This is a genomic window from Geomobilimonas luticola, from assembly GCF_018476905.1.
Taxonomy (GTDB): Bacteria; Desulfobacterota; Desulfuromonadia; order Geobacterales; family Geobacteraceae; genus Geomobilimonas; species Geomobilimonas luticola.
In genome coordinates, this window is sequence record NZ_JAHCVK010000001.1 from 458,303 (window position 1) to 477,598 (window position 19,296).

Here is a 19,296-nt window from a genome sequence, read left to right on the forward strand (position 1 = left end):
CTCCCCTTCCTTCCGGGCTCTACGTGCCACGTGCGGTAACCAGACTCATCCTGCAGAGAGGTGATCGGGCATGAAAATCCGGGACGCTCATAATCCCTTGAAGATGCTGGCGGCTGTTGTCCTGGTATCTCTCGTGGCCATGGCAGGCTGTACCAGGTCTGATGCACAGAAAACCAGCCTGGAGAACAAAGCGCCCCTTACTGCTCCGGTGCCGGGCCCGGAACAGCCGGGGCTGCGTATCGGCATGGGGGCGGTGAACACGCCCAAGGAAGGATATTTATACTATAGGCCCCTGAAGGAATATCTGGCAAAAGAACTGCACATGCCGGTAACGCTCGTCGATCGCGAAAACAACGACGAGATGAACAAGCTGCTGGCTGTCGGTGGCGTTGATGCCGCTTTTATCGGTGCCGGCCCCTATGTGGAGGGGCACGACCGGCTCGGGTTGGAGCTTCTGGCCATGCCGCTGGTGAAGGGGAAGGCGGTGTACCATTCCTATATTATCGTGCCGAAGGAGAGCACGGCCAACAGTCTCGATGACCTGCGGGGGAAAAAATTCGCTTTTACCGAGGCCCATTCCAATGCCGGGAGCCTGGTGCCCACCTATCTGCTCGCCCGTCGCAAAGAGACGCCGAAATCCTTTTTCGCCAAGGTTTCCTACACCTATGGCCATGACATATCAATTGCCTCCGTGGCCAAAAAGCTGGTGGACGGCGCAGCGGTCAGCAGTCTGGTATGGGAGCACCTGGCACGCACACGCCCTGAACTGACCACCAAAACCCGCATCATCTACGTCTCAGAACCCTACGGCATTCCACCGCTGGCGGTAAAGGACCTCGATCCGGCACTCAGGGCGCGACTTCTCAAGGTACTGCTGACCATGCATGAAACGCCTGAAGGCAAAGATGTCCTGGCGGGGATGATGATCGACCGGTTTGTGCCGGGGAATGACGCAAATTATGATTCGATCCGGGCAATCAGAAAATTGACAGCAGGGCTATGACGTCCCCTCCGGTCGTTGGTCGGAAGAAAGCCGGATGCAGGGGTCAGGAACGAAAAAAGGGGCTCTCCGTGGAGGAGAGCCCCTTTGATTTTTAAACTGGTCGGGATGACTGGATTTGAACCAGCGGCCCCCTGCTCCCGAAGCAGGTGCGCTACCAGGCTGCGCTACCGGGCCTCGACAGCTCCCTTTATCTTCCCGTGTGTGCTAATTTGTGGGCAAGTTTTTAACACACCCAGTCCGACAAGTCAATTTCTTTAGTACTTATTCCAGCCCCAACTCATACGCCGCGGCGTGCGTCAAATAAACGAATCGCGTGCAAAAGCCTACTTTTCGAGGTGTTAAATCTACCACTTTCCCGCGCCGGTTTGGCACCCGAAACATATTCAAAGATAATATGCATTCTCCGCCACCAAACAGGGATATCTTCCCACCCCCACCTCTCCGCCGAATCATTAATATACAGGCTTCCATATTTGACCTGTGGCTGGCTTTCTTCCCATGTGTCGGGTCAAGCCAGGAATGAATTCCTAACTCGGTTGAGGTCCACTGCCAGAGTTCAAATCGAAAGTGCAGGGTACTTCTTAACGGGACCAGTTATAGAATTTGAAAGGGTTTTTTTTATATATATTATGGTTCCTCTTATATACCTTTAAGGGAACCGACCGATAACCCCTCCAGGTTCTCACGATAAAAAAATCTGAAACCTATGTATGAAAGACAGCATACCTCTTTTTCAACTCCTTCAGGTTGATGCTCGGATGCTCTAACTTAATCAATTCGTTGTACTTGATATGGACAAGGTACTCTTGAGTGTAAGTGTCATCTATCGCGTTTTCTGGCATGTGACCGATTATGCTGTACCGCACATTGTCGGGTATCATTAACTGTTTGAGTTGGTTGTCAACGGTGTGCCTGAAGCTGTGAAATACTTTCTTCCGGTCGGCAGTCACAAATTGGTTGTTGAATTGCTGGAACCGCTTTGAGTAATATTGACCTGTCAGTGGTTTGCCCGTCGTCGTCTCAAAGACGGTGGTCTTGCCCCGCCCTCTTTGCCTCTCCACGAAATCTAAGAACCCCATTTCGATGATAGCGGGATGAATCGGGACGACACGTTTGCTATTCTCATTCTTGACCGTCTTAACAAGGTTCCCTGCATCGTCTTCTTCGGTTATGTGCATGTAAGGTATTCCATCAGCCTCCTTAATGTCTGTAACTAGAAGCTGGCATATCTCTCCCTGTCGCGCACCTGAGTAGGCCGCAATTAGTGGAACCCATGCAAGGTGAGGTTGTTTCGGCTCGAAAGGCAGCAGGTCGAAAATTCTTTTCAAGTCGGCAGGGTCGTACGGCCTGCGCTTCCTTGCTTTCTTCTCTGCGGATGTGAGAGAAGAGGCAAGCCCCGGCGTCAAGTCTCTATCTACGTAATCCTTGACATGTAGCCACTTGAACAGCGAGACAATTTTCCCTATGTAGTTGGTATTCACCGTCCGCTTGTCGAGGGGTGGGGCGTTCTTCTGGCCTTTGCTTAGGTTCTTCGGACGTTCGTAAAGCTCATCTTTCAGATTCTCCAAGTCTCGCCGGTTGTACTCGGTAACGTCCCGGTCTCCCAGCATTCCTAGCATGACATTGAAATATTCACGATAACGTTGCTGTGTTCGTTCATTGGTGGGCCGTTCCTTTTGCCGGTCCTTGCAGAATTTATCTATTGCCTTAGACAAGGGGAACGGAGGGCGCTGGTTGTTCAGGTCTACTTCTTTGGGGGGCGGCAATACCTTTCGGCAAACGTCGTTGAATTCGACCGCATTCCATGAACTGTCATTCGCGTCGTAACAATCGCCGGAAGGCAGCGAGTTGACCTTGTACCGTTCGAGAAGAGTTTGCAACTGCATATCGCCAATCATGCCAGTTCTTACAAGCGAGAATATGCGCTCCAATTGATAAGCATACGACTTTACCGCAGCCTTTGCGGAACGATGGCATGAGGTTCTTAACGATTTTTTGATTTCGAAGGTCTTGAAGTAGGGGAGTAAATCTTTGGGGATGCGGCAGCGGAAATAATACGTTACGCCGATTTTCAGAAGGTAGGTGCTAGACATGAAAATTCCCGTGTGTGCTAATTTGTGTGCACAAACACGGGAATTCCCTGTGGCGGGATAATTAACGTACTTAAAACAGTACGTTGAAGCTAAATGGTCGGGATGACTGGATTTGAACCAGCGGCCCCCTGCTCCCGAAGCAGGTGCGCTACCAGGCTGCGCTACATCCCGACAAGGGCTTATATATACCCTGTCGGGTGTTATTTGTCAACAGCTTAACTGGCGATATTGCCAAAAAACCGTTGTCAGATTTCCCCCGAAGTGCTACAAAATTAGATTCGGTAAAATGCCACAGCATTCCAGGGTGAACGTGGACGGTTTACCGCAACCTGCGGAAATTTCAGGGATCCCCGTTGCCCGGATTCGATGGTATGCGAGCGGAATCCGGCCAGGGAGGGGTAAGGGGTTGTGACGGTGCGGTGTGGGGTTGTGGTCGGTCTGCTGGTGGCAGTTCTGTGCGGTGCCAGCGGTTGTTATCATATGCGATTGTTGCCGGTTCCCCTGGAGAGCGCCGATTTCAAGGCCACACAGCCGATGGGGCGGGCCGTTGCCGAGTTCGAAAAACGGTTGCTGCAGGACGGGTTTTTGCTGGAGGCCGTCGATGCCGGTGGTGGCGTGATCCTGACCGGTTATCGGTTCTTTTATAATGACACCGGGTTCGGGCAACCTGCCGGAGGGCGGGACTACTACTACCGGCTGAAGGTCAACGTCACCCCCGAGGGGCAGGGCGTTACGGTGCGGCTGACACCCTTCGACCTGGAGCTCCGCACGTTTTACGTCTACGATCATGAGGGTAGGCTCGACACGCTGAAGAAGCGGTATCCCTACGAGGTATATCCCGGCATGTTCGAGCTGGAGTATCTGAAGAAGGAGTTGCAGCGGGTGAAGGCGCTGCTCGCTGCGGAAAGATGACAGGTTTATGCAGGCGGAAATCGGCATGAAAGCAGCGTGGCTGGAGAAGCTCCGGGTATTCCTGGAGATGATCAAATTTTCCCACACCGTCTTCGCCCTCCCCTTTGCCTTCACCGGCGCGGTGCTGGCGGCAGGCGGGCTCCCCTCCTGGCAGCAGGCGTTCTGGATCCTCATGGCCATGGTGGGGGGGCGTACCGCTGCCATGGGGCTGAACCGGCTCATCGACGCGGAGATCGACGCAGCAAACCCCCGAACCCGCGGCCGGGCTATCCCCGCCGGGCTCCTGGGCAAGGGGACGGTCTTTGTCTACGTACTGCTCGCCTCTTTCCTGATGTTCTTCGCAGCGGCCCAACTGAACCGTCTCTGCCTCTACCTCTCCCCGGTGGCGCTCGCTTTTCTCGTGCTCTATTCCTACTGCAAGCGGTTCACCTCCCTTGCCCACGTGGTGCTCGGGCTCTGTCTCGGGGCTGCCCCCGTCGGCGCGTGGATCGCCGTCCGGGGGGTCGTGGAGCTGCCGGCAGTACTCCTCGGTCTGGCGGTGCTCTTCTGGGTGGCCGGATTCGACATCCTCTATGCCCTGCAGGACCTTGAGTTCGACCGGCAGCGGGGACTCCACTCCATCCCGGTGCGGCTCGGGGTTACCGGTTCCCTCTGGACGGCCCGCCTTTTTTCCCTTGTCATGCTCGTTCTGCTGGTCGGGCTTCATGTGACCATGCATCTCGGGGGGTGGTTTCTCGCCGGCCTGGCGGGGGTGGCCATCTTGCTCGGTTATGAGCACTGGCTGTTGCGGAGGGGTGACCTGTCCCGACTGGACCTGGCATTCTTTACCATGAACGGCTACGTGAGCGTCATCATTTTCGTTGCCACCCTGATCGATGTGCTGGCCGGGAAGGGGGGCGCATGAAGGGAAACAGGGTGGTCCTCGCCATTACCGGAGCTTCCGGTTCGATTTATGGTCTGAGGCTGGCCGAAGAGCTGCTGCGCGCATCGGTGTCGCTGACGCTCCTTATCAGCCGCCCCGGTTTTGCCGTTCTCAAGGAGGAGTGCGGGTTGGCATGGGAAGGGGAACCGGCGGCGGTAGGGGCGACCCTGTGCCGCCACTTCGGGGCGGATAGTCAGCAGCTTGCCTATTACGCCGCGGACGATTTTTTTGCCCCCATCGCCAGCGGTTCGGCGGCGCCCGACGCGCTCGTCATCTGTCCCTGCTCCATGGGGACCCTGGCGCGCATAGCGACGGGGGTTTCGGGAAATCTGCTGGAACGCTGCGCCGATGTCATGCTCAAGGAACACCGCCGGCTGGTGATGGTCCCCCGGGAAACGCCGCTCAGCGAGATCCACCTGGAGAACATGCTGAAACTCACCCGGATGGGGGTACGGATGGTGCCGGCCATGCCCGCCTTCTACCACCACCCCCGGTCCCTTGACGACCAGGTGGACTTTGTGGTGGGGCGGGTGCTGGATTCCCTTGGGGTGGAGCACGCGCTGGTCAAGAGGTGGGGGGAGATATCGGGCAGGCCCTCACCCCCAGCCCCTCTCCCAGTGGGAGAGGGTGGCCGCAGGCCGGGTGAGGGGAACGATTTGCCATGAACGCCATCGATGTCATTTCAGAAAAAGTCCGTGCCGGCCAGCGGATCGACGATGCCGAAGCCCTCTTCCTGTTGGAGTCGCCGGATCTCCTGGCGATCGGTGAGCTGGCGGCCTTTGCCAACGAGCGAAAAAACGGCCGCAGGGTCTATTTCAACGTCAACCGGCATATCAACCACACCAACATCTGCGTGAACCGGTGCCAGTTCTGCGCTTTCTCCCGTACTACCGACCAGCCCGGGGCCTATCTCTACGACCTGGAGGAGATCGGCAACCGCACCCGGGAAGCCCTTGCCCAAGGGGCGACGGAGATCCACATCGTCGGCGGTCTGCACCCCGACCTCCCCTTCGACTTCTACCTGGAGATGCTCCGGACGGTGCGGGCGGCGGCTCCCGCCATCCACATCAAGGCCTTCACTGCCGTGGAGATCGATTATCTCTCCACTCTTGCCGGCCTTTCCCTGGCGGCGACCCTGGAGGAGCTGAAGCAGGCCGGCCTCGGCTCCCTGCCGGGAGGGGGGGCGGAAATCCTCCGCCAGGAGGTGCGTGATCGCCTCTGCCCGGAGAAGATCAGCGGTGACCGTTGGCTGGAGGTGATGCGGGGGGTTCACAAGGCGGGACTCAAATCCAATGCCACCATGCTCTACGGTCATGTGGAGTCTTATGCGGACCGGATCGATCACATGCGGCAGCTGCGGGAACTGCAGGACGAGACCGGCGGTTTCCAGGCATTCATCCCCCTGGCCTTCCAGAAGGAGAACAACCCCCTCGGCCACCTGAAAAATCCCTTGAGCGGGGGGGTGGATGACCTCAAGACCCTTGCCGTTGCCCGGCTCTACCTGGACAACTTTGCCAACATCAAGGCGTACTGGGTGATGCTCGGGGAAAAGATCGCCCAGACTGCCCTCTGCTTCGGGGTGAACGATCTGGACGGAACAGTGGTGGAGGAAAAGATCGGCCACGACGCCGGCGCCGCCTCTCCCCAGGCCATGGGGCGGGACGACATCGTCTCCCTCATCAGGATGGCGGGGCGGGTGCCGGTGGAGCGGGACACGCTCTATAACGAACTGCGGACGTACTGACATGCTGAAGACGATTACCGCCAAACTGGGGAACAACGAACCGATCAGCCGGAAAGAGGCACTCTGGCTCCTCACCGACGCCGATCTGCTCGCGGCGGGGAAGCTGGCGGACGGCATCCGGAAGAGGCTCCATCCGGACAACCGGGTCACCTTCGTGGTGGACCGGAACGTCAACTACACCAACGTCTGCGAATCCCGGTGCACATTCTGCGCGTTCTACCGGGATGCCGGTTCCGGCGATGCCTACGTCCTTGCCGAGGCGGAGATCTTCGCCAAGATTGCCGAGCTGGTGGACCAGGGAGGCACCCAGCTCCTCATGCAGGGGGGGCTCCATCCCGACCTGAAAATCGGGTTTTTCGAGGGGCTGTTCCGGGAAATCCGGCGCCGCTTCCCGTCGGTGCAGAACCATTCCCTCTCGCCGGCGGAGATTACCCACATCGCCCGGATTTCGGACCTCACCGTTTCCGAGGCGCTCCGGCGACTCCATGCTGCCGGCCTGGACTCGGTCCCCGGCGGCGGGGCGGAGATCCTGGTGGACAGCGTGCGGCAGGAAATCTCTCCGAAGAAGATCGGCTGGGAGGGGTGGGCGCGGGTGATGGCCGACGCGGCCAGGCTCGGCATGCCGACCACCGCCACCATGATGTTCGGCAGCCGGGAGAGCCGGGAGGATATCGTCGAGCATCTGTTCCGGGTCCGTACTCTCCAGGCGGAGGGGGGGAGCTTCACCGCGTTCATTCCCTGGACCTACCAGCCGGGAAACACCGAACTGGGGGGGAAGACAGCGACCGGTGTGGAATACCTGAAAGTGCTGGCCCTCTCCCGCATTGTTCTCCATAACATCCTCAACATCCAGGCGAGCTGGGTCACCCAGGGGGCCAGAATGGCCCAGGTGGCGCTCTTCTTTGGCGCCAATGACCTGGGGGGGACCATGCTGGAGGAGAACGTGGTGGCGGCGGCCGGCTGCTCCTTCCGGATGAGCCGGGAAGAGATGATCCAGCTGATCCGTGGTGCCGGCTTCATCCCGGCGCGCCGCACCACCACCTATGCCATTCTCGAAGAGTACAACCGGACGACGGAGGTCCCATGATTCCCCTGCGGAGAAACATCAAGGAGATGGCCGGGTACGTGCCGGGCTACCAGCCCGCCGACGCGGCTGCCTATATCAAGCTGAACACCAACGAAAATCCCTATCCCCCCTCACCCCGGGTGCTGGAGGCGATCATGGCCGAGGCGGGGGAGGGGCTGCGGCGCTACCCGGATGCCGCCAGCCGTGCGCCGCTGGAAGCCGCGGCGCGGCTTTACGATTTTCCCCCCGACTGGATCGTCATGGCCAATGGCTCCGACGAGCTGCTCAACAACCTCATCCGTGCCTTTGCCGCCGAAGGGGAGGAGATCGCCTACGTGCACCCCTCCTACTCCTACTATGCCACCCTGGCGGAGATCCAGGGGGCACGGGTGCGGACCTTCGGCCTGACGGCGCGGCTGGAGCTGGACGATTTCCCGGCGCGCTACGAGGGGAAGCTCTTCTTTCTCACCAATCCCAACGCGCCGCTCGGATTCTGCTTCCCCCGGGAGTTCATCGAGGAACTGGCCGGACGGGTGACGGGGATGCTGGTGATCGACGAGGCTTACGCGGATTTCGCGGAGGAGCATTCCCTCGACCTGGTCCGGCGCCATGAGAACGTGGTGGTGACCCGGACCTTTTCCAAGAGCTATTCCCTGGCCGGCATGCGGCTTGGGCTCGCCATTGCCCGTCCCGAGGTGATCGCGGCGCTCAACAAGATCCGGGACCATTACAACCTTGACCGGTTGGCCCAGGTCGCTGCAGCTGCCGCCCTGCGGGATCAGGATTATTTCCGCGGCTGTGTGGAGAACATCCGCGCAACCCGTGAGTGGTTCAGCAACGCGTTGCGGGAGCTTGGTTACGAGGTCATCCCTTCCCAGGCCAATTTTGTCTTTGCCTCATCGCCGGACCGTAATGGGGAGAGGGTCTATCAGGGGCTCTTCGACCGGAACATCCTGGTCCGCTACTTTACCGATCCGCTCCTTGCCCACGGCGTGCGGATCACCATCGGCACCCGTGAGGAGATGGAGAAAACCGTGGAGGCGCTTCGTGACATTCGCTGAATCTGCCAGGACCGAAACCGGGTCGCCGCATCTGCCCGCCGACTTCATCGGCATCATCACCAGCCGGGAGGCCCTTCTCTCCCTGGTGGGGAGGATGGAGAAGGAACCGGTCCTCGCCTTCGACCTGGAAGCGGACTCGCTCCATCACTACACCGAAAAGGTCTGCCTGATTCAGGTCTCCACGCCGACGGAAAGCGCTCTCATCGATCCTCTTGTCTTGCCCGATCTTTCGCCGCTGGCGTCAGTGCTTGCAAATCCTGCCATCCGCAAGGTCTTCCACGGTGCCGACTACGACATCCGCTCCCTGCACCGGGATTTCGGCCTGGAGGTCAACAACCTGTTCGATACCATGATCGCCTGTCAACTCCTCGGGGAGGCCGAAGTGGGGCTGGCGGCTGTTCTTAAGCGACGGTTCGGTGTGGAACTGGATAAGGGGTTTCAGAAGGCGGACTGGAGCAGGCGGCCGCTGAGCAGGGAGATGATTGTCTATGCGGTGCAGGACACGACGTTACTGATCCCCCTCTTTCGGCAACTGGAGGCTGAGCTCTGCGGCAGGGGGCGGCTTGCGTGGGTGGAAGAGGAGTGCCGGCTGCTTTCCCGCGTAAGGACGGTTCCCCGTGACCAGGAGCCGCTCTGTCTCCGCTTCAAGGGGGCTGCCCGCATGGAGCCGCGGACCCTCGCCGTACTGGAAGAGCTGCTCCTCTTTCGCGACCAGCAGGCCAGGCGACAGGACGTCCCCCCCTTCAAGGTGCTGGGGACCGACGTCATCAGAGCCCTTGCCGAAGGGCGGCCGCGGACCATGGAAGAACTGGCCGCCATCTCCGGTTTTCCTGCAAAACTCCTGACACGGTTGGGTACGGGGATCGTCCAGGCGGTCACCAGGGGGATGGCGCTTCCGTCCGACAAACTTCCCCGGTTTCCCCGTCAGCAGCGACAGGTACTCGACAAGGGGCAGCAGGCAATTCTGCTGCGGCTGAAGAGGATGCGGGAGGCGAAAGCACGGGAAGTGGGGATTGATGCGGGACTGCTTATCAACAACAGCCTGCTTGAGTCCCTTGCGATGGCCGACAGGACCCATGAGGCCAGGCAGACGGCATTTGCCGCCCTGAAAGGGTGGCAGCGGGAGATTCTGGCCGCCGATCTGACGACCCTGATGGAAATGAAGTCGTGAGCCCATGAAAGCCGGGCGTCCCGTCCTGCTCAGAGCATCTTGGTGCCGGCTGTTCGGCCGGCACCGGGGCACAGATGTGCTCCATGGAGCATTCATCCCCTTACGGATTCAGGGGAAGTCTTAACGGTCGGTTTTGTCTGGGTCGTCGGGAAGATCTCCGAACAGGGAATCGAACGTATCCGGGGCAAGCCCCGTATCTTCCGTCGCCGGTTTTTTGGGTTCGTCCTTCGCGGCGTCCTCGTCTTCCTGGAAGAAGAAGTCCATCTCGAACCCACCCCCCGCAGCTGGCGGTTCGGGAGCAGGTTCTTCCCCTCCAACGTCGCCAAATCCTGCGAATCCGTCCGTCGCGGGCTCTGTTGCCGGCGAGGCTGGCCCTTCGTCTGCACCGGACGTTTCCAGCAGGTCGGCAAAGCTGTCGTCAACGAATTTCTGCGCAGGCGTCGCGGCTTGCTCCTGGACAACGGGGGTGTCCTCGAAGGAAAAATCGCCGAATGCCGGTTCTGCCGCCTCGGGGGTCGCTTCCGGCGCGGTGTCGGCGAAGCTGAAGGCATCATCTTCTCCCACGGCGCCGAAGTTCAGGCCGAAATCGCTGCCTGAAGGTGCAGAGTCCTCTGTCGCAACAAAATCTTCCTTGAACAACTCCTCTCCCGCAGTCGCTGCGACCGCAGCCGCAGGCACAACGTCCGCTCCTCCCCCCTGGGGTGGTTCGACCGCTTTCCGGGAAAGCCCTTGCAGAAATATGGGGCGGATCCCCCGTGACTCTTTGAACGCCGTCAGGTCATGGTTGCACTTCTTGCAGCTGTCGAGGGTTTCAAAGCTGTTGTACCCGCACTTGGGACATTTCATGGTGCATACTCCTTGGGTTTATCGTGTAAGTGCAAGATCGTTCACGTAAAGGCATCGGGAATAATCTCATCCCAGGTCTCCCCAGTGGAACTGCAGAATTGACAGTATGGCGAGGCCTGCGGTTTCCGTCCTGAGGATGCGGCTACCGAGGGATACCGGTATGAAACCGCTGTCCCGGGCTTGCCGGGCCTCTTCCCCCGAAAGACCCCCCTCGGGGCCGACAATGACTGCCACGCTTTCAGGGGCAGTTCGTCCTGCCAGTACGGTCCGGAGCAGGGTTTCCTGTTCTTCTTCCCAAAGGAGCAGCTTGAGGGACTGGTTCGCCGACCGCAGCATCTCGCCAAAGCTCCCGGCAAAAGAGATTCGCGGGAGGGAGGCTCGTTGCGACTGGCGGGCTGCCTCGTCGGCGATTCGCTGCCAGCGTTCGAGCTTGTTGTCACTTTGCGCGGCGCCGACCCGGGAGACGGACCTGGCTGCCTGAAACGGCACGATGGCGGTGGCACCGAGTTCGGTCCCCTTCTGGAGGATCAGTTCCAGCTTGTCCCCCTTCGGCAGCCCCTGGTAGAGGGTTATGGCCGGTCCCGTTCCGGTTTCTACCGGCAGAGCCTCCCCTTCCAGCACGATGGTAAGGCTTTCTTTGCCGACGTGAGAAATGGTACCGCGCGACTCCCCTTTGCCATCTACCAGGAGTACATGCGTTCCGGCCTTCAGGCGGAGCACCCTGATCATGTGGTGGTGAAGTTCGCCGTCGATGGTGACCGTTTGCCCGTCCAGGCTGCCGGAAGGAACGAAGAACCGTCGCACCTCAGGTGTCCCGCCGGTAACAGAGACAGCTCCACTCGGCGTGACGGGTGGTCGTCAGCAGGGTCACGCCGTGGTCGGCGAAACCGGTTCGGACGAAGTCTTCCCTTTCCGTCAGTATGCCGGACAGTACCAGTGTTCCTCCCGGCCCGAGCCGGTCGATCAAGGGGGTGGCGAGTCGCACCAGCTCTTCCGCCAGGATGTTGGCAAGCACCACGTCGAACTGGCCTTTCATCTCCGTGAGGGGGGTGGTGCCAAGTTCCACCCTGTCCGCCGCCCCGTTCTGGCGTACGTTCTCCCCTGCTACCTCAACCGCCCGGGGGTCGATGTCCAGGCCGACAATCCGGTCTCCTCCCATCTTGGCGGCGGCGATGGCAAGGATACCCGAACCGGTCCCCACGTCGAGGACCGTGGCGGGTATCGGCCCTTGTCTGTTCGTCCATGTTCCTTCCCGGAAAAAGATCTGCTCCAGCGCCTCGAGACACAGCCTGGTGGTGGCGTGGGTGCCGGTGCCGAAGGCCATGCCCGGGTCCAGTTCGATGATGAGATCGCCGGGATCCGGGTTAAAGGATTCCCAGGTCGGTTTGATCACCAGCCGTTTGCCGATACGGGCCGGCTTGAAGTACTGTTTCCAGTTGTTGGCCCAGTCTTCTTCCCGGAGCAGGGAAATGGCTGGCTGTAGAAAGGTGAAATCGGGAAATGCCGGGCCATGCTTGGCCAGGAATGCGGTTATGGTGTCGATTTTAGCCGTCAGGTCGGCATCGGCAGGGAGGTAGGCCTTGACCGTTTTCCGGTCGGACTCCCTGACGGTGTCGAGGGAGAAGGTGTCGAGAAAGAGGTTGTCAATACTGACGCCACTACCGGAAAGTTCGATGAGAAATTCCGCCACTTCATCCACCATGGCGGCGGGGACGGTGCAGGAAACCTCGGCCCATACCATGTTTTCCATCAGACTGGCTCTCCGGGAGGTTGGCGGTGGGGCATCATCACCGTACCGTAGCAAAACAACGCCCGCGTTACAACAAAAAACCTTGACAAATCGGCCCTTTCCATGTGAAATTCTCATTAAAAACAGTTTTGGGGCGGAGATGGAACTGGCAATACTCAAGCAGGTTATTGTAGGGTTGGTGGATGGGCGCAGGGAACAACTGGCCGACGTTGCCGAACAGTTGTTCCGGTTTTCCGAACCCGGGTTGGAGGAATACCGGAGCTCGGCCCTGCTGGCGGATATCCTGGAGAAGGAGGGATTCCGGCTGGAGCGGGGGGTGGCGGGGCTGGATACCGCGTTTCGTGCCGTCTTCGGCTCGGACGGACCGACTGTCGCCATTCTTGCCGAAATGGACGCGTTGCCTGGACTGGGACACGCCTGCGGTCATAACGTCATAGCGGCTGCCGCAACCGGTGCGGCCATCGCACTGCGGCATGCCGTTCCTGACGGTGAAGCGCGGATTGTCGTGCTCGGGACGCCGGCAGAAGAACTGGGCATCGGCAAAGTGGAACTGGTCAAGGCGGGTATTTTCCAGGGGGTGGATGCGGCCATCATGGTGCATCCCTCATCGAGGCGCCTGGTCATCAAGCACTACCTGGGGCTTGCCCGGGTCCGGTTCACCTTTTTCGGCAGGCCGGCCCATGCTGCCGCCTACCCCGAGGAGGGGGTCAACGCCCTGGACGGGGTGATCCAGACCTTCAACGGCATCAACGCCCTCCGCCAGCAACTGCGCCAGGATGTGCGTGTCCATGGAATCATCACCGACGGAGGGGTCGCCCCCAATATCATCCCGGCAATGGCTGCCTGCCATTTTTATGTCCGGGCGACAGACCTGCACGAGGTCGGACGGGTGCGGGAGCGGGTTATTGCTTGTGCTGAGGGGGCTGCCAGGGCAACAGGCTGCCGGCTGGAAGTTGCTCTCGACGAGCGGGTACTGGCTCCCCTGAAGGTCAACCATACCCTGTCAGCTCTTTACTCCGAGCAGCTTGCCTATCTCGGACTTACCGAGGCTGCCGCCCCCGCCGATAAAAACCTCGGGTCCTCCGATATCGGCAATGTGTCGCAAATTGTACCGACCATCCACCCCCACGTCCCTATCGGCCCGGGACTTCATATCCATACGGAGGATTTTGCCCGGGCGACCGTGTCGGAGCAGGGGAGGCAGGCGGTTGTGGAGGGGGCGACGGCGATGGCGCTCACGGCAGCGGAACTCATTGCCCGGCCGGAATTGCGTAAAAAAATGTGGGACGAATTCACCAGTTCATGAAATTGTTTGCACATTAAAAAAATCGTGGTATATGTTAATGAAAATTGCAGGTGCAGCATAGTCGAGAGGCCCATGGAACAACATGTGTATCTTCTCTCCGATGCAACGGGGGAGACGGTTGAGCGGGTCGTACGGGCGGCCCTGTCCCAGTTCAAGGACGTGGATATACGCCTGCACCGGTTAAGCGGCCTGCGGAGCCATGAGGATATCCTGACGGCGGTGAACCAGGCAACGGCCCAACCGGGGATCATCATCTATACGCTGGTCGACCCGGAACTTGCCCAGCTCCTCCGGAACGAAGTGGAGGCCCATGGGCTGGATGCGGTGGACCTCATCAGCCCCCTCCTGTACAAACTGTCGGATATTTTCAGGATGCCCCCCCAGAAGGTGCCGGGGCTTCTCTACCAGATCAACTCCGAATACCACAAGCGGGTGGAGGCGGTCGATTATACGGTCAAGCAGGATGACGGCCAGGAACTGCGCAGTCTTCACCGGGCGGATGTTGTCCTCGTCGGCGTCTCCCGGACCTCCAAAACGCCGCTTTCCATGTACCTGGCCCACCGGGGATACAAGGTGGCCAATGTCCCGCTGGTCAAGGGGATCGATCCCCCTCCCGAACTGTTCGAAATCCACCAGCACCGGGTGGTGGGGTTGACCATCGATCCCAAGCGGCTGGTGGAAATCCGAACTGCCAGACTGCGCAACCTTCACCAGAGCCCGCGTGGCAGCTATGCCGATTTTGAGCATGTGGAGGAGGAGCTTGGCTGGTGCATGCGGATCTACCGGCGGCATCCCGAATGGCTGATCATCGACGTAACGAACAAGTCGGTAGAAGAGTCGGCGGCGGAGATACTGAAGCGGCTCAATACCTATTTTAACTGCTGAGATGTCCCTGGCTGGACATGAGAGACAAAACTATCAGAGAGGTGCGGAACATGAAAATTCTTGTGGTGGAAGATGAGAAGAAAGTATCCAGTTTCATCAAGCGGGGACTTGAGGAAGAGAAATATGAAGTGGATATTGCCAACGATGGGGAAGAAGGGCTCCGCATGGCCCTCGACAAGGCATATGACCTGATCGTTCTCGACTGGATGCTTCCCAAGCGGGATGGATTGAGCGTGGTCAGGGAAATGCGGGGCAGAAGCACCATGACGCCGGTACTCATGCTCACCGCCAAGGATTCCGTCGAGGATATCGTGGCGGGCCTCGACTCGGGCTCCGATGATTACCTCACCAAGCCGTTTGCCTTTGCCGAACTGCTTGCCAGGGTAAGAGCCCTGCTCCGCCGCAGTGAAATGGACCGTGGCGCAGAACTCCGCTTTGCCGACCTGCGCATCGATCCGGTAACCCACAAGGTCTGGCGCAGCGAGAAGGAGATCGACCTAACCGCCAAGGAGTATGCCCTCCTGGAATACTTCATGAGAAATCCGAACCAGGTGCTGACCCGCACCATGATTGCCGACCATGTATGGGACTATACCTTTGACAGTTTCACCAACATCATCGATGTGTACGTCAATTACCTGCGGAAAAAGATCGACCGGGATGCAGACAAAAAACTTATCCATACCGTGCGAGGGGTGGGCTACATACTCAAAGAGGAGGATTGATTGTTCTTAAAATCAATCCGTTTTACGCTTACCCTCTGGTACTCGGTAACGCTTGCCTTAATCCTGATTGTATTCAGCTCGTTCCTCTATGTGACCCTCCGGAACCAGCTGTACCAAGAGGTGGACCGGGATCTGCTTGCTGTTGCGGAAGCAATAGCAAGCCCCACCTTCGAACCGTTTTACCGCACAGCCCCCGCCGAAATGGACCAGCTCCTTGAGGATTTCATCGGGGTGCGCTCCGCCGGAAAGTATGTCCGCATCCTGGACAGGCGGGGCGAGCCCCGTGCAGCGACCAGTAATCTAGATAATATCAGTCTTCCGCTGGATCGGCGCGCCCTTACTGCCGCAGCCGCCAACAGAATCTCCTACGCGACCCATCGCGACGGCGACCTGTATCCCGTCCGGATCATCTCCTATCCGCTCCTTGTCCGCGGACAACTGGATACCGTCGTTCAGGTCGGCTCATCGCTGGTGGGGCCGACTGAAATCCTCAACAAGATTCTCCTCATCTTCACCATTTCCATCCCCCTTTCCCTGTTTCTGCTGATGTATGGCGGCTGGTTCCTTGCCGGGAGGGCGCTCAAGCCTGTCGACCTGATTACCAGGAGCGCCAGGAGAATCACGGCGGAGAATCTGAGTCAGCGGCTGGATGTGGTCAATCCTCGGGACGAGATAGGACGGCTGGCAGAGACGTTCAACACGACTTTGGCGCGGCTGGAGAATTCCTTTAACCGGACCCGCCGTTTCTCCGCCGATGTTTCCCATGAGTTGCGCACCCCCCTTACCATCCTGCGGGGCGAAATCGAGGTAGGTCTCAAATGGGCGAAGGAGCCCGAAGAATTCCGCGAACTCATGCAGAGCAATCTTGAGGAAGTGCACCGGATGTCGGGCATCATCGAATCGCTCCTCGAATTGTCACGTGCGGAGGAAAAGGGGCTGTCGCTCAATCTGCAGGAGGTGGATCTTCGAGAGCTACTCAATGATCTCATTCAGCAACTCCGCACGATGGCCGACGAAAAAGGGATACACCTGGAATTCGCCGGCGCCCTGCCGGTCCTGGTCCAGGGAGACCGGGTCCGTCTGCACCAGGTATTTCTGAACCTGTTGGGAAATGCCCTCAAGTATACGGAAAGCGGCGGCCAGGTCCGGCTTTTTCTGGAGACCGAGAACGGGTACGCAAAGGTGGGGGTTTCCGATACGGGGCAGGGGATTCCGGCCGACGACATTTCCTGCATATTTGACCGTTTTTACCGGGTCGACAAGGCACGCAACCGTGCCCATGGCGGCAGCGGCCTCGGCTTGTCACTGGTCAAGTCATATACCGAAGCCCATGGCGGACGGATCGAAGTGGCCAGCGAGGTTGGCAAGGGGAGTACCTTCACGGTCTATCTGCCGATTGCCGACGGCCTGCCGGCGGGTGATTCCGGAGAGGTTGACAAGCCGCGGGGACGACATTAAATTTATGGGGAACGTCTGAAAAGGAGGCTCTCCATGGTAAACATGCTCGTCCGCAGTGGAAAATGTTTTCTGCCGGTGTTCTTCCTTGCGATGGCAGTGGGTGGAACTGCCTTTGCCAAAGCGGTGGCGCCGGACTTCATCGTACTGGCGAGGGAACTGAAGCCAACGGTCGTCAACATAAGCACCGCCAAGGTCATCACGCCCCAGAAACGCCTGAAGCGCCCCTCCCCCAGCCCCTTTGGAACCGACCCCTTCGAGGACTTCTTCGAACGTTTTTTTGAAGAGATGCCCCAGCGGCCCCGTAAAGAACGCAGTCTCGGATCGGGATTCATTATCAGCAAAGAAGGGTACATCCTCACCAACAATCATGTGGTGGCAGGTGCCAACGAGATAAAGGTGAAACTTGCCGACGGCCGGGTATTCACGGGGGAGATAAAAGGACTGGACGACAAGCTTGACCTGGCACTCATCAAGATCGACGCCAAGGAGCAGTTGCCGGCGGCTGTCCTGGGTGACAGCGACGGTATCCAGGTCGGCGAATGGGTAATGGCGATCGGCAACCCCTTCGGGCTAGCCGAGACCGTGACGGCAGGCATCGTCAGTGCCAAGGGGCGGGTTATCGGCAGCGGGCCCTACGACGATTTCATCCAGACCGATGCATCCATCAACCCCGGTAATTCGGGAGGGCCGCTCTTCAACGCCCAGGGAGAGGTGATCGGTATCAACACTGCCATCGTGGCTGGCGGACAGGGGATCGGCTTTGCCATTCCGGTCAATATGGCCAAGAACATCATCCCGCAGTTGCAGGAAAAGGGACGGGTCACCCGGGGGTGGCTCGGGGTTTCAGTCCAGGCCATAACACCGGATCTTGCCAAGTCTTTTGGTCTTTCCGAGGCGAAGATTGGGGCGCTTGTTACCGATGTGGTGAAGGATAGCCCTGCCGACAAGGGGGGGCTCAAGCCGGGGGATATCATCCTCGCGTTCGATGGCAGGCAGGTCCATGAAATGAACGAACTTCCCCGGCTGGTTGCCGGTACAACGGTGGGGAAGAAGGTTTCCCTCAAGGTGCTGCGAAACGGAAAGGAGGAGAATCTCACCGTTGTCGTCGAGCGACTGGGGGATGGTGAAGACGGTGGAGTCGCTGCAACCGGTACAGACCGGCTTGGAATGACGGTCCGGGAACTGACCAGGGAATTGGCTGCCCAGCTGGGAGCGAAGGATATGCAAGGGGTCGTGGTCGCGGAGGTCAAGCCGGGAAGCGCGGCGGAAGATGCCGGTATTGCGAAGGGGGACATCGTTCGAGAGATTGACGGGACCAGGATTGCGTCGGTCGCCGATTACGAAAAAGCCCTGACTGCCCACAAGAAAGGGACGGTCATGCGTCTCTTCCTGCGACGTGGCGACAGTTCGCTGTTCGTGGCGCTAAATGTTGAATGATTCCCATGGGGGATTTGACGCAAAGAGGTCGTCCGATCGGACGACCTCTTTTTTTACCGTTTTAGGGGGTGAGGGAGAGAAAGGCGTAGAGACGTTCAAGAGAGGCGTTGATCACCTGTTCCTCCCTGACTCCCGCGGCCTCCAGCACTTCGATTGCGGCGGTAAATTCCCCCACTCCCTGGGCGATGTGGGCGTCGCTCCCGACCATCACCGGGGCACCTGTTTTCGCGATGAGCTCCGCCAGGGTTTCGCAGTTGGACCGGCTTCCCTTGCGGCTGATGACAAACGAGGAGTTGTTGATTTCCAGGGCGGTACCGGTCTGGCAGGCGGCCTCTACGATCATTTCGTAATGGAGGGGGAAGACGGGGTTGCCCGGGTGGGAGATGGCCTTAACCCGTGGGTTTGCCATGGCCTTTATGATGGCGATGGTGTTCCGGTCTGCTCCCAGCCCGTCCATGCCGCACCCCTCGTGGAGGCCCGCCATGACGAAATCGAGTCTCTGGAGGTATTCCTCGGGAAGGTCGAGGGTGCCTTCGGGGTCGATAATGTTGGCTTCTACTCCGGCCAGGATGCGTACTTCCTGGATGATTTGGGGAAAGAAGCGCATGGCTCCGAAATGGTAGAGATGGGGGCCGCCGGGAATGGCAGGCCCATGGTCGGTGACGGCCAGTGCCAGAAGCCCCTTGCGGGCCGCTTCCTGGGCCAGCTCGTTGATGGTGGAATAGGCGTGACCCGAGGCGATGGTGTGGGTGTGCATGTCGGCGACGATGTGCATATGTTCCTGACCTTTTGATATGCTGGAGCTCACTCTGCTACTGTAGCACAATCCCTGGTCGGTGGTCCATCACGGAACATCCGGCACGGGGATAGTCTTGCCGTCGGTGCCGATGCCACAGTGCAGGGTGCCTCTTTACCGT

18 protein-coding genes and 2 tRNA genes are annotated in these 19,296 nt (G+C 59.2%); 13 read left to right on the forward strand and 7 right to left on the reverse strand.

All coding sequences use genetic code 11. The annotated features are described in order from the left end of the window. The first annotated feature begins 70 nt into the window (after window positions 1–70). On the forward strand, window positions 71–1,003 hold the full coding sequence (locus tag KI810_RS02130; protein WP_214173834.1) for a substrate-binding domain-containing protein: 933 nt from the start codon (window positions 71–73) through the stop codon (window positions 1,001–1,003). Window positions 1,004–1,100: 97 nt separating this feature from the next. Here the strand turns inward: KI810_RS02130 and KI810_RS02135 are convergent. The 3 genes from KI810_RS02135 to KI810_RS02145 all read right to left on the reverse strand — a co-directional run bounded on the left by KI810_RS02135 (window position 1,101) and on the right by KI810_RS02145 (window position 3,267). Next, window positions 1,101–1,173: transfer RNA gene (locus KI810_RS02135), tRNA-Pro, on the reverse strand. Window positions 1,174–1,707: 534 nt separating this feature from the next. Continuing rightward, on the reverse strand, window positions 1,708–3,096 hold the full coding sequence (locus KI810_RS02140) for a site-specific integrase (RefSeq protein ID WP_214173835.1): 1,389 nt from the start codon (window positions 3,094–3,096) through the stop codon (window positions 1,708–1,710). Window positions 3,097–3,190: 94 nt separating this feature from the next. Next, window positions 3,191–3,267: transfer RNA gene (locus KI810_RS02145), tRNA-Pro, on the reverse strand. Between the two features lie 237 nt (window positions 3,268–3,504). On the opposite strand from KI810_RS02145, the gene KI810_RS02150 reads away from it, so the two are divergent. Genes KI810_RS02150 through KI810_RS02180 form a run of 7 tightly spaced genes read left to right on the forward strand, consistent with a single transcriptional unit; the run spans window position 3,505 to window position 9,972 of the window. Beyond that, window positions 3,505–4,008, forward strand: a complete 504-nt coding sequence (locus KI810_RS02150) for a hypothetical protein (RefSeq protein ID WP_214173836.1) — start codon at window positions 3,505–3,507, stop codon at window positions 4,006–4,008. Between the two features lie 25 nt (window positions 4,009–4,033). Then, complete coding sequence (locus KI810_RS02155) at window positions 4,034–4,912, forward strand: 4-hydroxybenzoate octaprenyltransferase (RefSeq protein ID WP_214173837.1); 879 nt, start codon at window positions 4,034–4,036, stop codon at window positions 4,910–4,912. After that, a complete protein-coding gene (locus KI810_RS02160; RefSeq protein ID WP_214173838.1) occupies window positions 4,909–5,595 on the forward strand; it encodes a UbiX family flavin prenyltransferase in 687 nt (228 codons plus the stop codon). The genes KI810_RS02155 and KI810_RS02160 overlap by 4 nt, the downstream gene beginning before the upstream one ends. Further along, complete coding sequence (gene mqnE / locus KI810_RS02165; protein WP_214173839.1) at window positions 5,592–6,674, forward strand: aminofutalosine synthase MqnE; 1,083 nt, start codon at window positions 5,592–5,594, stop codon at window positions 6,672–6,674. Before KI810_RS02160 ends, mqnE begins: the two co-directional genes overlap by 4 nt. Window position 6,675: 1 nt before the next feature. After that, the gene (gene mqnC, locus KI810_RS02170; RefSeq protein ID WP_214173840.1) at window positions 6,676–7,761 is read left to right on the forward strand and encodes a cyclic dehypoxanthinyl futalosine synthase; all 1,086 of its coding nucleotides are present in this window, start codon (window positions 6,676–6,678) and stop codon (window positions 7,759–7,761) included. Next, entirely contained in the window at window positions 7,758–8,801 is a 1,044-nt protein-coding gene (gene hisC / locus KI810_RS02175; RefSeq protein WP_214173841.1) for a histidinol-phosphate transaminase, read from the forward strand. The genes mqnC and hisC overlap by 4 nt, the downstream gene beginning before the upstream one ends. Further along, window positions 8,788–9,972, forward strand: coding sequence for a ribonuclease D (locus KI810_RS02180; protein WP_343213453.1), 1,185 nt, complete (start codon window positions 8,788–8,790; stop codon window positions 9,970–9,972). The genes hisC and KI810_RS02180 overlap by 14 nt, the downstream gene beginning before the upstream one ends. Window positions 9,973–10,092: 120 nt before the next feature. Here the strand turns inward: KI810_RS02180 and KI810_RS02185 are convergent, their stop codons facing one another. The 3 genes from KI810_RS02185 to prmA form a co-directional block, all read right to left on the reverse strand. Then, window positions 10,093–10,818: a hypothetical protein gene (locus KI810_RS02185; RefSeq protein ID WP_214173842.1), complete on the reverse strand. Its 726-nt coding sequence runs from the start codon at window positions 10,816–10,818 to the stop codon at window positions 10,093–10,095. Window positions 10,819–10,884: 66 nt separating this feature from the next. Continuing rightward, window positions 10,885–11,622, reverse strand: coding sequence for a 16S rRNA (uracil(1498)-N(3))-methyltransferase (locus KI810_RS02190; RefSeq protein WP_214173843.1), 738 nt, complete (start codon window positions 11,620–11,622; stop codon window positions 10,885–10,887). Between the two features lies 1 nt (window position 11,623). Further along, on the reverse strand, window positions 11,624–12,559 hold the full coding sequence (gene prmA / locus KI810_RS02195; RefSeq protein WP_214174692.1) for a 50S ribosomal protein L11 methyltransferase: 936 nt from the start codon (window positions 12,557–12,559) through the stop codon (window positions 11,624–11,626). Between the two features lie 148 nt (window positions 12,560–12,707). Between prmA and KI810_RS02200 the strand changes: the two genes are divergently transcribed. From KI810_RS02200 to KI810_RS02220, 5 genes are all read left to right on the forward strand, one after another. Further along, window positions 12,708–13,874, forward strand: a complete 1,167-nt coding sequence (locus KI810_RS02200) for a M20 family metallopeptidase (RefSeq protein ID WP_214173844.1) — start codon at window positions 12,708–12,710, stop codon at window positions 13,872–13,874. Between the two features lie 72 nt (window positions 13,875–13,946). Beyond that, on the forward strand, window positions 13,947–14,759 hold the full coding sequence (locus tag KI810_RS02205; RefSeq protein WP_214173845.1) for a pyruvate, water dikinase regulatory protein: 813 nt from the start codon (window positions 13,947–13,949) through the stop codon (window positions 14,757–14,759). 50 nt (window positions 14,760–14,809) lie between these two features. Continuing rightward, window positions 14,810–15,484 (forward strand): response regulator, encoded by a 675-nt coding sequence (locus tag KI810_RS02210; RefSeq protein WP_214173846.1) that lies wholly within the window; start codon window positions 14,810–14,812, stop codon window positions 15,482–15,484. Beyond that, complete coding sequence (locus KI810_RS02215; RefSeq protein ID WP_214173847.1) at window positions 15,485–16,942, forward strand: sensor histidine kinase; 1,458 nt, start codon at window positions 15,485–15,487, stop codon at window positions 16,940–16,942. Between the two features lie 42 nt (window positions 16,943–16,984). Further along, complete coding sequence (locus KI810_RS02220; RefSeq protein ID WP_214174693.1) at window positions 16,985–18,379, forward strand: DegQ family serine endoprotease; 1,395 nt, start codon at window positions 16,985–16,987, stop codon at window positions 18,377–18,379. 61 nt (window positions 18,380–18,440) lie between these two features. Here the strand turns inward: KI810_RS02220 and KI810_RS02225 are convergent, their stop codons facing one another. Further along, window positions 18,441–19,154, reverse strand: a complete 714-nt coding sequence (locus KI810_RS02225; protein ID WP_214173848.1) for a phosphatase — start codon at window positions 19,152–19,154, stop codon at window positions 18,441–18,443. Between the last annotated feature and the right edge of the window lie 142 nt (window positions 19,155–19,296).

Excerpts from the sequence above, each read along its gene's own strand:
- KI810_RS02130 (WP_214173834.1), top strand. The coding sequence starts at position 71 with ATGAAAATCCGGGACGCTCATAATCCCTTGAAGATGCTGGCGGCTGTT.
- KI810_RS02220 (WP_214174693.1), top strand. The coding sequence starts at position 16,985 with ATGCTCGTCCGCAGTGGAAAATGTTTTCTGCCGGTGTTCTTCCTTGCG.
- KI810_RS02210 (WP_214173846.1), top strand. The coding sequence starts at position 14,810 with ATGAAAATTCTTGTGGTGGAAGATGAGAAGAAAGTATCCAGTTTCATC.
- KI810_RS02200 (WP_214173844.1), top strand. The coding sequence starts at position 12,708 with ATGGAACTGGCAATACTCAAGCAGGTTATTGTAGGGTTGGTGGATGGG.
- KI810_RS02155 (WP_214173837.1), top strand. The coding sequence starts at position 4,034 with ATGAAAGCAGCGTGGCTGGAGAAGCTCCGGGTATTCCTGGAGATGATC.
- KI810_RS02225 (WP_214173848.1), bottom strand. The coding sequence starts at position 19,154 with ATGCACATCGTCGCCGACATGCACACCCACACCATCGCCTCGGGTCAC.
- mqnE (WP_214173839.1), top strand. The coding sequence starts at position 5,592 with ATGAACGCCATCGATGTCATTTCAGAAAAAGTCCGTGCCGGCCAGCGG.
- KI810_RS02140 (WP_214173835.1), bottom strand. The coding sequence starts at position 3,096 with ATGTCTAGCACCTACCTTCTGAAAATCGGCGTAACGTATTATTTCCGC.
- KI810_RS02205 (WP_214173845.1), top strand. The coding sequence starts at position 13,947 with ATGGAACAACATGTGTATCTTCTCTCCGATGCAACGGGGGAGACGGTT.
- KI810_RS02185 (WP_214173842.1), bottom strand. The coding sequence starts at position 10,818 with ATGAAATGTCCCAAGTGCGGGTACAACAGCTTTGAAACCCTCGACAGC.
- KI810_RS02160 (WP_214173838.1), top strand. The coding sequence starts at position 4,909 with ATGAAGGGAAACAGGGTGGTCCTCGCCATTACCGGAGCTTCCGGTTCG.
- hisC (WP_214173841.1), top strand. The coding sequence starts at position 7,758 with ATGATTCCCCTGCGGAGAAACATCAAGGAGATGGCCGGGTACGTGCCG.
- mqnC (WP_214173840.1), top strand. The coding sequence starts at position 6,676 with ATGCTGAAGACGATTACCGCCAAACTGGGGAACAACGAACCGATCAGC.
- prmA (WP_214174692.1), bottom strand. The coding sequence starts at position 12,559 with ATGGTATGGGCCGAGGTTTCCTGCACCGTCCCCGCCGCCATGGTGGAT.